General features: G+C 63.2%; 14 protein-coding genes. 9 read left to right on the top strand and 5 right to left on the bottom strand.

The genetic code is table 11. The annotated features are described in order from the left end of the window. Positions 1-43 precede the first annotated feature (43 nt). From BMX27_RS10420 to tal, 3 genes are all read left to right on the top strand, one after another. A complete protein-coding gene (locus tag BMX27_RS10420; RefSeq protein ID WP_090159778.1) occupies positions 44-1279 on the top strand; it encodes a metallophosphoesterase family protein in 1236 nt (411 codons plus the stop codon). Continuing rightward, positions 1279-4704, top strand: a complete 3426-nt coding sequence (locus BMX27_RS10425; protein WP_090159779.1) for a YhaN family protein — start codon at positions 1279-1281, stop codon at positions 4702-4704. The genes BMX27_RS10420 and BMX27_RS10425 overlap by 1 nt, the downstream gene beginning before the upstream one ends. A gap of 91 nt (positions 4705-4795) precedes the next feature. Further along, positions 4796-5737: a transaldolase gene (tal, locus tag BMX27_RS10430; protein WP_090159780.1), complete on the top strand. Its 942-nt coding sequence runs from the start codon at positions 4796-4798 to the stop codon at positions 5735-5737. Between the two features lie 71 nt (positions 5738-5808). Here tal and BMX27_RS10435 read toward each other — a convergent pair whose 3' ends face one another. Both BMX27_RS10435 and BMX27_RS10440 read right to left on the bottom strand, forming a co-directional pair. Further along, a complete protein-coding gene (locus tag BMX27_RS10435) occupies positions 5809-6516 on the bottom strand; it encodes an anti-sigma factor (protein WP_090159781.1) in 708 nt (235 codons plus the stop codon). After that, the gene (locus tag BMX27_RS10440) at positions 6513-7064 is read right to left on the bottom strand and encodes a sigma-70 family RNA polymerase sigma factor (protein ID WP_256212471.1); all 552 of its coding nucleotides are present in this window, start codon (positions 7062-7064) and stop codon (positions 6513-6515) included. Before BMX27_RS10440 ends, BMX27_RS10435 begins: the two co-directional genes overlap by 4 nt. 323 nt (positions 7065-7387) lie before the next feature. Between BMX27_RS10440 and BMX27_RS10445 the strand changes: the two genes are divergently transcribed. Beyond that, positions 7388-8170: a DUF4394 domain-containing protein gene (locus tag BMX27_RS10445; protein WP_090159782.1), complete on the top strand. Its 783-nt coding sequence runs from the start codon at positions 7388-7390 to the stop codon at positions 8168-8170. 164 nt (positions 8171-8334) lie between these two features. Next, complete coding sequence (locus BMX27_RS10450; protein WP_090159783.1) at positions 8335-9354, top strand: SDR family oxidoreductase; 1020 nt, start codon at positions 8335-8337, stop codon at positions 9352-9354. Here the strand turns inward: BMX27_RS10450 and BMX27_RS10455 are convergent. Continuing rightward, positions 9290-10837, bottom strand: a complete 1548-nt coding sequence (locus BMX27_RS10455) for an alpha-amylase family glycosyl hydrolase (protein WP_090159784.1) — start codon at positions 10835-10837, stop codon at positions 9290-9292. The genes BMX27_RS10450 and BMX27_RS10455 overlap by 65 nt on opposite strands. Before the next feature lie 136 nt (positions 10838-10973). Here BMX27_RS10455 and BMX27_RS10460 point away from each other — a divergent pair, with 136 nt between their 5' ends. Both BMX27_RS10460 and BMX27_RS10465 read left to right on the top strand, forming a co-directional pair. After that, entirely contained in the window at positions 10974-11756 is a 783-nt protein-coding gene (locus tag BMX27_RS10460; protein ID WP_090159785.1) for an SDR family NAD(P)-dependent oxidoreductase, read from the top strand. After that, a complete protein-coding gene (locus tag BMX27_RS10465; protein ID WP_090159786.1) occupies positions 11756-12568 on the top strand; it encodes an alpha/beta hydrolase fold domain-containing protein in 813 nt (270 codons plus the stop codon). Before BMX27_RS10460 ends, BMX27_RS10465 begins: the two co-directional genes overlap by 1 nt. Here BMX27_RS10465 and BMX27_RS10470 read toward each other — a convergent pair. Beyond that, positions 12565-13374, bottom strand: coding sequence for a division plane positioning ATPase MipZ (locus BMX27_RS10470; RefSeq protein WP_056035780.1), 810 nt, complete (start codon positions 13372-13374; stop codon positions 12565-12567). The two genes, BMX27_RS10465 and BMX27_RS10470, sit on opposite strands and share 4 nt — an antisense overlap. A gap of 341 nt (positions 13375-13715) precedes the next feature. Between BMX27_RS10470 and BMX27_RS10475 the strand changes: the two genes are divergently transcribed. Together BMX27_RS10475 and BMX27_RS10480 are read left to right on the top strand one after the other, a co-directional pair. Continuing rightward, complete coding sequence (locus tag BMX27_RS10475) at positions 13716-15032, top strand: DEAD/DEAH box helicase (protein WP_090159787.1); 1317 nt, start codon at positions 13716-13718, stop codon at positions 15030-15032. A 97-nt stretch (positions 15033-15129) separates the two neighbouring features. Next, positions 15130-15516, top strand: coding sequence for a four-helix bundle copper-binding protein (locus BMX27_RS10480; protein ID WP_090159788.1), 387 nt, complete (start codon positions 15130-15132; stop codon positions 15514-15516). Between the two features lie 98 nt (positions 15517-15614). Here BMX27_RS10480 and BMX27_RS17120 read toward each other — a convergent pair whose 3' ends face one another. Next, positions 15615-15968, bottom strand: coding sequence for an HNH endonuclease (locus BMX27_RS17120; RefSeq protein WP_090159789.1), 354 nt, complete (start codon positions 15966-15968; stop codon positions 15615-15617). Between the last annotated feature and the right edge of the window lie 32 nt (positions 15969-16000).

Genomic DNA, 16000 nt, shown 5'->3' on the forward strand with positions numbered 1-16000 from the left:
GTTCCACCAGACCGCCTGACATGCTGCGGCCCGGAGGTCACCGTTGATCAAGATCCTGCATACCGCCGATGTCCATCTCGACAGCCCGTTGAAATCGTTGGCGCTGCGCGATCCGGACCTGCGCGACCGGGTGATTGCGGCGACGCGGACGGCCTTTGCCCGGATCGTTGACGTGGCGCTGGACCAGCGCGTCAGCGCCGTTTTGATCGCGGGCGACCTGTTCGATGGACAGGCACGCAGCGCGCGGACCGGGGCGTTTCTGACGAGCCAGCTGGATCGTCTGTCAGATGCAGGTATCCGTGTTTTCTATATCAAGGGCAACCACGACGCGGACAATCCCGTTACGGGTCAGATCGACCTGCCCGGCAACGTCCATGTGTTCGATGCCCGTGGAGGCAAGGTCGCCTTGGCTGACGATCTGTGGATCCACGGCGTCAGCTTTGCCGGGCGCACGGCACCCGACAGCCTGCTGCCGCGCTTTTCGGCACCCGTCCGGGGGGCCGTGAACATCGCAATGCTGCACACCTCGCTGGCAGGGGCTGCGGGGCATGATCCCTATGCCCCCTGCGCGCTGTCGGACCTGACTGGCGCCGGGTTCGATTATTGGGCGTTGGGCCATGTGCACGGACGACAGGTGCATGCCACTGACCCCTGGGTCGTCATGCCCGGCATGCCACAGGGCCGCGACATCGGCGAGGCAGGGCCCAAGACCGCCAGCCTGCTGACCATTGATCAGGGACGAATCACGGTCGAGACGGTCGCCACCTCGGTGGTGGAATTTATCCGCAGCACGATCGACATTACCGACGCAGGCGATGGCGACGGTCTGCGCACGATGCTCAGAAACCATGTTCAGGACAATGCGCGGGGGTTGCACAGTGACACAAGCGTGATGCGCCTGACTCTGACCGGGACGCCGGCCCGCTACTGGCAGATCCTGCGGGATGCGGATCTGTGGACTGAACAGCTGACCCAGATGCTGCTTGATACCGGTGTGCTCTGGCTGGACCGGCTTGTGCTGGATGTGCAGGCCCCGTCGTCCGAGGCGGATCAGACCAGCGCGACCGCAGAGCTGACGCAGACCATGGCCGATCTGACCGGTGACCCGGCCTTTGCTGCCGCCGCGCGTGCCTTGGTCGCTGACACGCTGGGGGATCTGCCCGCATCCCTGCGCGCGCGTCTGATGCCCGACGAGACGGCGATCCCCGACTTGACAGCCCGATTGTCAGAGCGTGGTGCCCGCCGGGTCACGGCCATGATGAAGGGGGCGGTCGACTGATGCGCCTGCGCAGTCTGACACTGGAACGGTTCGGGCATTTCACCGACCAGACTTACGATTTCGCAAATGCAGCGGGTCGTCCCGATTTCCACATCATCTATGGCCCCAACGAGGCCGGCAAGACCACCACGATGGAAGCGGTGCTGCGCCTGTTCTACGGTTTTCCGGCGCGTGATGGTTATGGGTTCAAGCACCAGCGCAAGAATCTGTGCGTCGGTGCGCTGCTGGATGTGGACGGTCAGCTGACCCGGCTGACCCGGTTGCCGACCAAGACCGCAAACCTGCTGGATGCCGCAGGCCAGCCCCTGCCGGAAAGCGCCATGGCGCAGCATCTGGCCGGGCTGTCGCTGGCGGATTACCGCAGCCTGCTGTGTCTGGATGACGAAACCATCGAAAAGGGCGGTGAAGAAATTGCGCAGGCCAAGGGGGATATCGGGCGGCTGCTGTTTTCCGCCGCGGCCGGCGTGGCCGACCTGACCACCGTGCTGGACCGGGTTCAGGCCAGTGCGGACGACCTCTATCACAAGACCAGGCGCAAGACGCGTGTAAGCGAACTCAAACGGGCGCTGACTGACATCGACCGCCTGATCCGCGACCGCGATACCAGTGCCTCCGCTTGGCGTAGTCTGAAAAAGGCGCTGTCGGATGCGCAGCAATCCGAGGCTGCGATGCGCGCGGCCCGCGATGCGCATCACGACGAACTGACCATGCTTGCGACGTGGCGGCGGGCCTTGCCACTGCTGGCGCAGGTGGACGCCCTGACAGCGGCGGTAGCGGATTTCGCGGATTATCCGATCGCGTTGGATTATGACCCGGACAGCATCGTCGATATGGTCGCGCAGGATCAGCGGATACGCGCGGATATGCAGCGTCTGACGGATGAACTGTCGGACCTTGCCGCACAACGGGATGCCTTGCCGGATGACCTCGCAGACGTCAGCCTGCCGGATGCGCTGGATGCCCTTGCCGATTTGCAGGCACGGGATGTGACAGCGCGCATGGATGTGGATCGCAGGCGGGCCACGGCTGATGATGCGGCGCGGGCGATGGCCGTCGCCGTCGCGCCGCTTGGTGATGGTCTTGATCCGCTCGCGCTGGTGCTGTCCCCAGAGGCGATTGATGCGCTGGACGCCGCGCGGTTGACCCAACGCGAGGCGATGCGTGTGGCCGAGGATCAGCTGCGCGAGCTGGGTGCGCTGACGCAGGCGCGGGACGATGCGCAGGCGGCCTTTGACGCGATCTGTGCAAAATCCTCCGCTGGCACCGGCATTACGGCAATCCTTGACCAGCACGACGCGGCCCGGCTGGCGCCGGCGCATGCCACCGCGATCGCCGCCGTGTCCCGCGCGCAGCAAGAAGCCCAGATTGCCTGCGATGCACTGGGCGTGCAGGTGGATGATCTGCCCGCCTGTCCGACGACGGCAGGACAGGCACAGGATCTGGTGGATCGGGCCGCACGATTGTCGCAGGAACTGGCGCAGGCCGAACGGTTGGTCGCACAACATCAGGCCGATGCAACCGCCGGTGACGCACGGGCAGCTGTCCTGCTGGATGATGCCGCATTGGTCAGCGAAGTGGCCCTTCGGGATCTGTTGGCCGCGCGTGACCAGCGCTGGGCCGCGCACCGGGCCGCGTTCGACGATGAAACGGCGGATGCCTTTGCCGCAGCCATGATGCAGGTGGACACGGCGCTGGGCGCGCGGGCAGCGCGTGCCGTCGATCTGGGGCAGTTGCGGCAGATCCAGCAATCTGCCGCCGAGGATCGCGCCCGTGGGCAGACCGCCACGGCAGAGGCAAAGCGGCTGTCTGACCAGATAGCGGACGTTCAGGAACATATTGACACAGCGGCGCAATCGGTCGGGCTGCCAGCGGGTCTGGCGCCTGCGGATTGGCGTGACTGGGTGACACGCCACGGTGAAGCTGTCGCGGCACGGGATGCCGCGCGTCGCACGGCACAGCAGCATCAGGCGACCTTGGACCGGGCGGATGCGCTCTTGGATGCGCTGCGGCCCGTTCTGGATCGCGGCGTGATCGATCTGGCGGCCGCGCTGGATGCCGCGCAGCCATTGGTCAAGGCCGAACAGGCAACACGCAGTGCCGTGGACCTGGCGAGGGCCCGGCTGGATGCGCTGCAGACCGATCTGGATCAACGGCGGCAACAGGCCGATGCGGCTGTCGCGAACCGGGACGCGGCACAGCGCGCGTGGCGCGCCCGTGTGGCGGACCTGCTGGGCGATACGGTTGATCCCGACCGGCTGGAACCATCGCTGACGCCACTGCGCACCCTGCGCCACGAGGACGACCGCCGTCGTGCGGCCGAAAGCCGGGTTGCGACGATGCTGGCCGATCAGGCGCAATTCGCGCAGGCCGTATCCGCACTGGCAAGTGACCATGATGTGCCCGAAGGCGCGACCACAACAGAGACCTACGTGCGCCTGCGCGAGGCGTCGCAGGCACAAGCCAGGGCGGCTGAACGACTGGCGTCCTTGACGGCGCAGCAGGCGCAGGCCCGCACGCAACTGGCCCGACAGCAAGAGGCGCAGGCAGAGCTTGCGGCGCGATTGGTGGCGATGGCGGCCATTTTCCCCGACAGGCTGGCCGTGACCACGCTGGACGGCCTGCGGCAGGTGACCCGTGATGCGGTCCGCGTCATCAGCGACCGTGCGCAACTGGCCGAGAGCCAGACCGCGCTACTGACCGAACTAGGCGTGCGCAACATTGAACAGGCCCGCGCGGTTCTGGCGGATGTGACCCGCGCCGGGCTGGACACCCGGACAGACCGGGCGCAATCGGCCCTGGCGGAGGCCGAACGCGCGCTGACGGCCGCGGTCGAGGCGCGTGTCGCTGCCGCGGCGGCCTTGACCCAGGTGACGGGGGATGCCGATATCGCGCAACTGTCGGAACAGCGCGCCACGCTGGAACTGGAACTGGAATCCGCGATCATCGACCATCTGGAATTGACGCTGGGCCACAGGCTTGCCGATCAGGCGATCCGTCGCTATCGCGACAGTCATCGCGGGGCGATGATGACGGCGACGGAACACTGTTTCGCCACGCTGACCGGCGGGGCCTACAGCGGTCTTGTTACGCAATCGGACGGTGCTGCGGAAACCCTGATGGCGATCGACTCCAGCGGTGTGGCCAAGGGTGTGGCGGACATGTCCAAGGGCACGCGGTTCCAGCTCTATCTTGCGCTGCGGGCGGCGGCGCATGCCCAGATGGTCGCGCAAGGCACACGGTTGCCGTTCTTTTGTGATGATATCTTTGAAACATTTGACGAAACGCGCACCAGTGCCGCCTGCCGGATGATGGAACAGATCGGCCGGTCGGGGCAGGCGATCTATCTGACGCATCATGCGCATGTGGTCGACATCGCGCGGGCGGTCTGCGACACACCGCCGATGGTGCACAATATTCAGGACTGACGGTTCACGCGCCCGACTATCGGGTGGCATGCCGCCGCGGTTCGGGGAATACTGCGCACAACAGTGATCCATTGGATAAAGGATGCAAATCATGACGAATGTGTTGGACCAGCTCCGCGAGATGACCACCGTCGTTGCCGACACCGGCGAGGTCGCAGCGGTCAAGAAATACGAACCTGTCGACTGCACGACCAACCCGTCACTGGTGCTCAAGGCGCTGACCGATCCCGCATCAGAGGATCTGGTTGCCCGTGAACTTGACGCGGCCCGCAAGGCTGGCCTGACAGCAGAACAGGCGGTCGAGGTGCTGACCGTGGCGATGGGTGCGGAACTGGCCGCATTGGTGCCGGGCCGTGTGTCGACCGAAGTCGACGCCTGCCTGTCATTCGACACCGAAAAATCCGTCGCCCGTGCGCGCGATATCATCGCAGAATACGACCGCCGCGATGTGTCAAAGGACAAGGTGCTGATCAAACTGGCCTCGACCTGGGAAGGCATCCGGGCCGCCGAGATCCTGCAATCCGAAGGGATCGACTGCAACCTGACGCTGCTGTTTTCCATGGCGCAGGCCGTGGCCTGTGCGGATGCCAAGGCCTTTCTGATTTCGCCCTTTGTGGGGCGCATCACCGATTGGTACAAAAAGGCCGAAGGCCGCGACAGCTATGCCCCGGACGAAGATCCGGGCGTGAAATCCGTGCGCGGCATCTATGACTATTACAAATCCAACGGCATCGACACGGTGGTGATGGGCGCGTCGTTCCGCAACACCGATCAGATCAAGGCGCTGGCGGGTTGTGACAACCTGACGATCGCGCCAGCCCTGCTGGACGAGATGGCCAATGACCCTGCCGATCTGCCGCGCGTGCTGTCGCCTGACAACGCCAGCGGCGTGGCCCCCATCGCGATGGACGAGGCGACGTTCCGCTGGCAGATGAATGCCGACGCGATGGCCACCGAGAAACTGGCAGAAGGCATCCGCAATTTCGATGCCGACCACCAAAAGCTGATCAAGGTGATCGCAGACCGCATGTAGGCGCAGCTGCGCGACAATAAAAAGGGGGCGCATCCGGTCGGGTTGCGCCCCTTTTTCCGTCTGGTGTGATGTCAGCCTTGCAGCGCGGCAAAGCCTTTGCCGATGATCGGCCCGGTGGGGCGACCGGTCGGTGATCCGCCCAGCGGTTCCAGCGTGACCTCGTACAACTGCTGACCACTGGGGTTGGGCAGGTCGTCGAAATCCAGAAACGCCGGGCGCGCGCCGTCCAGAACACCCAGCGATGTTGCGCCGATTTCCGGTGACGGCAACGTCCAGGCCTGAAGGCTTTGACCATCGGGCACGGTGATATCAGCCACAAAGCGGACCTGAGCCGTGTCGTTGCCGTAATCCTCGATCACCGCCTGCGGATTGCCTGCGTCGTCCAGCAAAACGGCAACCACCACCGGGTCCGGTCCCGGTGTTTGCCAGCCTGCGCCGAACCCCAGAGCCAGCCCCACGACGCTGGCCGCCGCGACGGCAGGCCAGAACCTGCGGGGCGGATGTGGATCGTTGGCGGGGTGCGGCGACGACAGGGGGGCGGGGGCAGGCGTCGCCGCCGCCAGCTGCGCGCGCACCGCGTCGATCAGGTCCGGCGATACCGGTTGCGGCACGGCAGACAGGTCCAGCGGCAGCAACTGGTCACGCAGCCGTCCCACGCGGGCGGCCAGTTCTGGATCGCGCTGGATGATTTCCTCGATCAGCGTTGCCTCGGTTTCGCTGAGCAGGCCCAGAACATGATCGTCCGCCAGAAGTGTCAGGTCATTGGACAAAGTGGTCATGCAAGGCACTCCTTCAGGGATGTCAGGCCACGGCGGATCCACGATTTCGTCGTGCCCAGCGGGACATCCTGTTTCGCTGCGATTTCGCCGTGGCTGTAGCCGCCGACATAGGCCAGCAGAATGGCCTCTCTGTTCTTGTCATCGAGGCCTCTCAAACAGTTCTGCAACTTGGACCCGCTGGCAAGGATTTCCCAATCCTGTGTGGGTTCGATGCTTTGCCGGGCCTCTTGCACGGTGGCAAGGTCCTCTGGTGACATCAGGCTAAGTCGTTTGCCGTCACGCAGGATGTTCAGGCACCGGTTGCGCACGATTGCGTAGATCCAGCCGCGTGCAGAACCACTGGTGTCGGAAAACTGCTGCGCCTTGCGCCAGATCTGGACCATCGCATCCTGTAGGGCATCCTCGGCCAGATCGCGGCGACCCAGAATGCGGGTGGCTAAACCCAGCAGTTGCGGCCCCTCTATGTTCAGGATCTGCACGAGGCCGTCATCATTTTCGGCCGCGCATTGTTTGAGAGCATCGCGCAGTCGCGCTGTCCGGTCGGTCACGTGTGTCATCCTATCGCGCGTCCTGCCCGCTGGCGGGCGCTGTCTGTATGTCGTGGTCATGCCGAATGTCGGTGTGTTCGGGGCCAGTTGCAACATCGTCTCTCCTGTCGAGAGGATGACACGCGAAACTTTGCTTTGGATGCAGGCAACGGCGAATAATCACACACGATCAGAAAGAACGGCATATAAATTTGTTTATAAACAGTATCTTATAAAAAATATGAATTTTCTCCTGCTTCTTTGCATCCGTTTGGCGATCTGCCGTGTCTTCAGGGGAAGGACGGCAAGCACGCTGTCTGTGAAACGATCAACAGGAGATTTCCATGTTCCGTATTCTCGCACTTTCCACCTCTGCCATTGCTCTGTCTGCAACCGCCGCGATGGCCGCCCCGGCCCTGGGTCTGGTCGGTGACAAGACGCTGGTGATGTTCGACACCGAAACACTGGCTGTGTCCGGCACGATGGATGTGACCGGCGTCGACAGCCTGCTGGGCATCGACCTGCGTCCGTCCAACAACACCGTCGTCGGCGTGACCCCAGACATGACCATCGTCAGCATCGACACCGCCACCGGCGAGGCAACCGAGATTTCCACGATGGACACGCCGCTGCCCGTCGCAGATTCGCAGGTCATCGTCGATTTCAACCCGGCCGCCGACCGTCTGCGTTTCATGACCGATACAACGAACCACCGTGTCAATGTCGACACCGGTGAGGTCACGGTCGACGGCAGCCTGGATTGGGTCGAAGGCGACATGCACATGGGCGAAACCCCTGACATCGTGGCCGCCGCCTATATCAACAGCTACGGTCAGCCGGAATCCACCGCCATGTATGACATCGACGCGACGATTGCGGGCCTGATCCAGCAGACCTCGCCCAACGACGGCACATTGTCGGCCATCGGCAAGCTTGGCCTTGATGCGCCTGCGCAGGCCTATGCATTTGACGTCCAGACCACGGCAGAGCTGGAAAACACCGCGTTCCTGGTGAACGGCAACACGTTGTTTACCGTTGATCTGGCCACGGGTGCCGCGACGAGCGTCGGCATGATCGAAGGTGTTGACGGCGAAATCCGCGACGTCACCGTTCTGCCCGCGATGTAACCCCAATACACATCGCGGCAGAGAGGCGCGGCCCTTCGGGGTCGCGCTTTTTTATGCGCTGACGGCGCGGCAGGTTCGAAGGGGGCAATGGTCGCGGAACCTGCGGCGGGTGGCGGGACTTCTATCCTTGAACGCGCATCCCGCGCACGGATCAGGAGAGTTTGATGACAGACGCAATCGTTTTGGGCGGAACCGCCGGGGTCGGGCGGGCTGTCGTTGATGCGCTGGTGGCGCGGGGGATGACCGTCGGTGTCATCGCAAGGGGTGGCGACCGGCTGGACGGGCTGCGTCGTGCGCATCCGCAAGGTCGGATCAAGACCGCCAGCGCCGATGTCGGTGATGCAGAGGCCCTGACGGACGCGGTCGCGACGCTGGTCGCGGATCGTGCGCCCGTCGTCTGGGTCAATTGCGCGATGAGCACGGCATTTTGCAAATTCGCCGACCTTCCTGTGGCCGATTTCGACAAGATCATCCGCACCACGTTTCTGGGTCAGGTGAATGGTACGCGGCTGGCGCTGGCCCATATGCAGCATGGCAATATCGTCCACGTCGGATCTGGGCTGGCCTACCGCCCGGTCCCGGGTCAGGCGGCCTATGTGGCGGCGAAACATGCGATCAACGGTTTTGCCGGCGCGGTCCGGTCCGAATTGATGCAGGACCGACCGGATCTGCATCTGTCGCTTGTCCAGCTTCCTGCGATGGATACGCCCCAGTTTGAGTGGGCCCGAAACGATCTGGACATGAAACCGCAGCCTGCACCGCCCGTCTATCATCCCGATGTCGCGGCCCGCGCCGTGCTCAAGGCGATCGACGGCAACCTGCGCGAGGTTCTGGTCGGCACATCGGTGCTGAAACTGGTTTTCGGTGACATGCTGCTGCCGGGCTATATCGACCGTCGCTTGTCCCGCAACGGGATCGAGATGCAGAAATCCGATCAACCCACTTGGGCTGCAGCTGATGCCGACAACCTGCATGCGCCTGTGGCGCGACCCGGGTCTGCCACGGGTGATTTCGACGGCGATGTCGCCCCCACGGCGCTGACGGTCGACGCCGACCGTGCGCGCAAGGTCATCGCGGGCGGTATTGTTGCCGCAGCCTTTGGGTTGGGGGCTCTGGTGGCTACGACAGCCGCCAGACGCCGCCAGACCAGCCTGCCGCATCGGGTGCCACGCCGTCTGCGCTGATCAAGGCATCGCCCCGCGGCATGTCCGCGGGGGCGTGGGCACCATGGGTGAATATCCCGCGATAGCGGACATCGTCCCCAGTGGTGATCGTCATGTCAAAAACGTCACCGTTCAGCCTGACATCGGTGATGTCTGCCTCTGCCCAGTTCAGGTCCCGTCGCAGGGCGATGATCCGGCGATAGAAATCGACCATGCCGCCATCTGCCCAGGCACGGCGCAGCGCATCACGGTCCCAGCGCATCGGCAGCCAGGGGCAGTCGTCGGTAAATCCGAACCAGTCGTCGTCGGCGTTCCACGGTACCGGGACCCGCGCGCCTTCGCGTCCGGGTCCATCCGGCCAATAGCGCAGGTCCAGCGGGTCCGTGACCTCGTGCTTTGACAGGTCGGGTTGCGGCAGACCCAGTTCCTCACCCTGATAGATGATCCACGGTCCGGGCAGGAATGCCATTTGCAAGGCAAGCACGGCATCGGACGCATCCCCGGCCCCGTGGCGGGGTTGGTCATGACTGGACAGCCAGCCGGGCAGGCGCTGAAAATCGGCCCCGCGCGCGATCAGATCGGCAAAGGTCGCAGGACTGCCGCGCCCCTCGGGCATGTCGGTGATATAGGTCGCGTTCAGGCGGCCCGGTTCGGAAAACGCCATGGCCAGTGCGACGGACTGGTTGCCGGATGTGTTTTCGCCAAACAGATAGGCGTCGTCGCCGGCCCATTTACGCAGGTTCTGCGCATAGGCGGCCCCATCGCCGGGCAACATGTCGTAGGTATGATCCTGATAGGTATAGGGATTGAAATTCTCGCCCGACACCTTGTCCTGAACCTCCGGAGTTGCCGGCGGGTTGTCCTTGAGGCTTTCGTCCCACAGAAACGATGTCACGACATCGAACCTGAAACCATCGACCCCCCGGTCGCGCCAGCCCTTCATTTGCCGGGCAATCGTTGCCTGCACGTCGGGATTGCGCAGGTTCAGACTGGGTTGGGATGCGGTGAACTGTGCGTAGTAGTACTGACGCCGCTTGTGGTTCCAATGCCAGCCGGGCAGGCCGAACTGCGACAGCCAATTATTGGGCGGGCTGCCATCGGGCTTGGGGTCGCGCCACAGATACCAGTCCGCCTTGGCCGCGTCACCGGCGATGGCATCCTGAAACCACGGACATTGATCCGAGGTATGGTTCAGAACCTGATCCATATAGACCGCAAGGCCCAGATTATGCGCCCTGGCCACCAGCGCATCGAAGTCGTCCAGTGTCCCGAAACGCGGGTCAATCGCGCTGTGGTCAATGATGTCATAGCCGCCATCCACCATGGGTGAGACATAGATCGGCGACAGCCAGATCGCGTCCACACCCAGGCTCGCCACGTAGTCCAGCCGCTGCGTGATGCCCGCCAGATCGCCCACCCCACTGCCTGTCGTGTCCTGAAATGACCGTGGATAAATCTGATAGATCGCGGGGGCGGTCGGGCGATGCCCAAAGGTGTCTGTCATGTGCAGCTTTCATTCATTCGTCTGACCAACCTTTGGTCCCGACCGATGGTTCCGCAGCCGGCACGCGACATGATTGCAAGGAACACAATGCCCACGGCCTCTGTTGGATGACGACACATAGACACAGGAGCATCCCATGGATCTGGGTATCAAAGGCAAAATCGCACTCGTCACCGGTGGCACCGGCGGCATCGGTGTCGAAACGATCAAACTTCTCAAGGATGCGGGGGCCGTCATCACGCTGTCCGATCTGGACGCCGATCAGGTGGCCCAAACGGCCGAAGAGCTGGATGTCACCGGTATCGCGGGCGATCTGTCCAGCGTGGAAGGTGTCGCGGCCTTTGTTGAAAAGGCGGGCACAGCGTTCGATATCGTCGTTCATGCGGCCGGTGTGACCGGTGGCAAGGGCGATCCGCTGACCATGAGCGAGGAAGAATGGTCTGACGCGCTGAACATTGATTTTCTGTCGGGCGTGCGTCTCGCGCGGCACCTGTGCCCGCCGATGATCGACCGTGGCTGGGGCCGTGTCGTTTTCATCACCTCCGAAAACGTGGCCCAGCCCTATCCGGACGAAACGGTCTATAACGCATCGAAATCGGCACTGCTCAGCTTTGCCAAATCCGTCGCCATGCAGCATTCCGGCAAGGGTCTGATGGTCAACTGCGTAGCCCCCGCCTTCATCGAGACGCCCATGACCGATGGCATGATGGAAAAACGGTCCGAGGAAAAAGGCGTCAGCTTTGACGAGGCCGTGCACAGCTTCCTGCGCGAGGAACGCCCCTATCTGGTCCTCGAACGTCGCGGCAAACCTCAGGAAGTGGCCCCGGTTATCGCGTTCCTCTGCTCTGAACTGGCGTCGTTCGTGACGGGTTCGAACTACCGTGTGGACGGTGGGGCTGTCGGCTCCATCAACGTCTGATGTCACTCAGCGCCGTTGTCAGGCACATCGGTCGCACACCGGTCACGGGGTCACCTGACGAAATGCGGGCGGCCTTTGTGCGGCTGTGCCGCTGGCCCGATCCGCAGGACCTGCCCCCGACCGCGACGGTCGGGGGGTGCCGTGGCCGGTGGTTCGGGCAGGGGCCGGACCCGATCGTCTGGTTTCATGGTGGTGGCTATGTCTTTGGCGGGTCCGACACTCATGCGGGCTGTGCCACCTATCTGGCGGGTCTGACCGGCGCGCGGGTGTTCGTGCCCGATTACCCGCTGGCCCCACAGTTCGGTTGGCCCGCTATCCGCGAGGCCGCCCGGCAGGTGCTGGATGCACTGCCGGGGGCGCGGGTGGTGGGTGACAGCGCGGGTGGTCATCTGGCACTGGTGTCAGCCCAGTCGGGTGCCGACATTCCGCGCATGGCGCTGTTGTCGCCCAACACTGACCGCAGCGGTGCCAGCACCACGCGGGCGCGCAACGGTGACAGCGATCTGATGAATGACGACGCACAGGATGCAGCACTGGCCCATCTGGCCTTTGGCGACCGTGATCCGCGGGACCCAGAGGTATCCCCACTTCTTGGGGATTTGTCTGCCCTGCCGCCCACGTTGATATCCGTCAGTCTGTCAGAGGTCCTGCTGGACGACAGCCTGTTGCTTGCGCACGCGGCGGCACTTGCCGGGGCCGAGGTGACATTGCGCACCGTGCCGGACCTGTTTCACATGTGGCATATCTGGCCGGATACCTTGCCAGAGGCGCGCATCCTGCTGTCAGACGTGGCCGCGTTTCTGAACGCCTAGAAATCCGCCGTGACACCGGGCAGGTTCAGCGCCTTGATCAGCTCGCGCAGTTCCTGGCGGGCGGCCACGTTCGAGATGTTCAGGTTCTTGACCCCGATGTCGCGCAGATCCAGCAGGGTCAGGCCACGGGGGAACAATTCGCGGAAAATGACGCGCTCGTTGAAACCGGGCGCGATACGGAAACCGATCCGCTTGGCCAGTTTTTCGATCACGCGTTCCATCTTGTCCTTGTTGACCATCTGCTGGGCGCCGACACGGTTGCGCGCCACGATCCAGTCGATGGGCGATAGACCCGCCTGCGCGCGCAACTGCCGCGCGTTCCATACCATTTCCGAATAGACCGACGGCCCGGTGATCTGTTCGCCAGCGGTATCGACATGCGCCAGTAGGTCGAAATCCACGAAACTGTCGTTCAACGGCGTCAGCAACGTATCGGCCAGTGAGTGGGCAACCTGGCTGAGCCGGGTGTGACTGCCGGGGCAGTCGATCAGGATGAAATCCGATGTGGGTTCGAGCCCGGCGACGGCCTTGGACAGGCGGTGGTCGTAGATGTTTTCGTTCGGTCCAAGGCTGGCCTGGTCGATTTCGGGCAATTCCGCATAGGTGGGCGAGGGCAGATCAAGGCCTTCGTCGCGCAGGAATGTCTGCCGGTTCAGCATGTAGCGGCCCAGCGATTTCTGCCGCATGTCCAGGTCCAGCGTCCCGACCCGGTGCCCCATCCGCGCCAGCGCCGTTGCCACGTGCATGGCGACGGTCGATTTGCCAGCACCGCCTTTTTCGTTGCCGACCACGATGATATGCGCCACGCGAAAGTCCTCTTATTCGTTTGGCACACCTTATCTTGTGTGGTGCGGCGTGAAAAGCGCAAGCGGCCTTCTGCCTCCGCTTTTGTCTGGGTGGTTGACATGCGACGAACAAAGCCTCATGTGCCCCACAGACGCATGATCCTGCCGCGTGAGCAGGGCCGGGCCAGAACGCCCCGCAAATCACCGTCAAATTTTCAGGTTCCCACGGTCACGCAGGGGGTCCAGCGCCGCAAGCGGCGTCCGGGCAATTCGGCGTGGACGACTTTTTGCAGCGACCCATCTGCGCCGCACACGATTGCCGTGTGCCGCAAGGGGCCGTCTGGTCCCGGAAAGAGTTATTTATGGATTTCGACATGTTGGGCCTTGCGCCCCGCCTGGTGGAAAAACTTGCAGAGCAAGGCATCACCGAACCCACCCCCATTCAGAAACAGGCGATCCCCTACGCGATGCAGGGCCGCGACGTCATGGGTCTGGCCCAGACCGGTACCGGCAAGACGGCAGCCTTTGGCCTGCCGATGATCGACGCACTGATGAAGGCCGGCACGAAACCGGCCCCGAAAACCGTCCGTGGCCTGATCCTGGCCCCGACGCGCGAACTGGCAAAACAGATTGCCGACAACCTGACCAACTACACCATGGGCAGCCACCTGAAGGTCGCGCTGGTCGTAGGGGGCGCGGGGATCGTGGCCCAGCAGAAACGTCTGCAAAACGGTGTCGACCTGCTGGTCGCGACGCCCGGTCGCCTGATCGACCTGCTGGACCGCCGCGCCGTGCGGCTGGATGAAACCATCTATCTGGTGCTGGACGAGGCCGACCAGATGCTGGACATGGGTTTCATCCATGCGCTGCGCCGGATCGCACCGCTGCTGGCCGCCGATCGTCAGACCATGATGTTCAGCGCCACAATGCCCAAGCTGATGAGCGAGCTGGCCGATACCTACCTCAAGGATGCCGTGCGCGTGCAGGTCAACCCGCCGGGTCAGGCCGTGAAAAAGATCGAACAATCGGTGCATTTCGTGGCGCAGGCGGCCAAGTTCGACCTGCTGGTCGAACTGCTGGACGCGCATCGCGACGAGCTGGCCATCGTTTTCGGCCGGACCAAGCACGGTTGCGAAAAGATCTACAAGCAGCTCGAGAACAAGGGTTTCGCCGCCGCATCCATCCACGGCAACAAATCCCAGGGCCAGCGTGATCGCGCGCTGGAGGCGTTCAAACAGGGAAAGGTCCGGGTTCTGGTCGCCACCGATGTGGCCGCCCGTGGTCTGGACATCCCCGATGTGGCCTTTGTCTATAACTACGACCTGCCGAACGTGGCCGAAAACTATGTCCACCGTATCGGTCGGACGGCGCGTGCGGGTGCTGACGGCAGCGCCGTCGCATTGGTTGCACCCGATGAGATGATCGAACTGCAGGACATCGAAAAAGCGATGAAATCGACGATCCCGACGGCAACAGGCACGCGTTGGGAAATCCAGCCGGGCCAGAAAAAACGCCCCAACGGTGGCGGTGGCGGCGGCGGTCGTGGTCGCGGTGGCAACGCTGGCGGCGCAGGTCGCGGCAAGCCCAAGGCGAATAACAAGCCCGGACACACCAACGCCAAACCCGGTGGCGGTCAGCGTCGCCGTCGCAGTGGCGGCGGGCGGTCCTCTGCCGCCTGAACGATCAAGGCGCACCCCGACGGGTGCGCCTTTTTTCTATGCGGAACATCTGTCGCGTGAGCCGGGTTGGTCCCCGAACCCAGACAGGAGACACGCTATGTCCATCAAGGAAATGATCGCCGAGCATCCCGACGTTGCCGGCCACGATAACGAGCCGCTGACGCAGGCCGTCCGCTATGCCATGTACTGCGCCGCCATCTGCAATTCCTGCGCCGACGCCTGCTCGGCAGAGGATGAGGACCGCGCGCAATGCATCCGCCTGTGCATGGACTGTTCCGACATCTGCACCGCGACCTACCGCGTCGCCACGCGCCGCACCGGCGAAAACGTCGCGATCATCAAGGCCACGCTGGCGCTGTGCATCCAGGCCTGTGAAGCCTGCGCCGCGATGTGCGAAACCCACGACGACGCCCACTGCAAGCGCTGCGCCAAGATGTGTCGCGAGACGGTCGAGGACTGCAAGAAGGCTTTGGAGACGTTGTAAAGAGTAGTTGGAGCGCGGCCTTTAGGTCGCTCCTTGCTCAACATTTGGTCTGCCACGTATCGCCTCGCTCTTTAAAGCGTGGCGATACGTGGCTTCGCTCATCCGGTTTTCAGCGTCTGCTTTCTCAGGACAGACAACCACCGGCCTGACGCCATTCTTTCCTGAACGTGCTGACGATAGACTATGGGAGTAAGGGCGATCTTTGCGCGATGCCGGTTACTGTTGCAAAAGAGGCATGCGGCGACAATATTGTTCTCGGTATTCCCGCCGCCCTCCGATCTCGGTCGGAGATGTTCGGCGGTACATCGCAACGGCTTCGGTCCGGTCCGGTTTCTATGAGGTGCATGCCTATCCGCGGCGGCGGCGGGCTCCCACATCGGCAAATCGCAATAGTAGCAACGTCCCTTTTGCTGCTTCATCTTTTTGTGTCGTATGCGAACGAGTTTTTTCATTGGCTCGAACTCCTATTCTACTTCGATTGAAG

The organism is Loktanella sp. DSM 29012, assembly GCF_900110705.1.
GTDB classification, from domain to species: Bacteria; Pseudomonadota; Alphaproteobacteria; order Rhodobacterales; family Rhodobacteraceae; genus Loktanella; species Loktanella gaetbuli.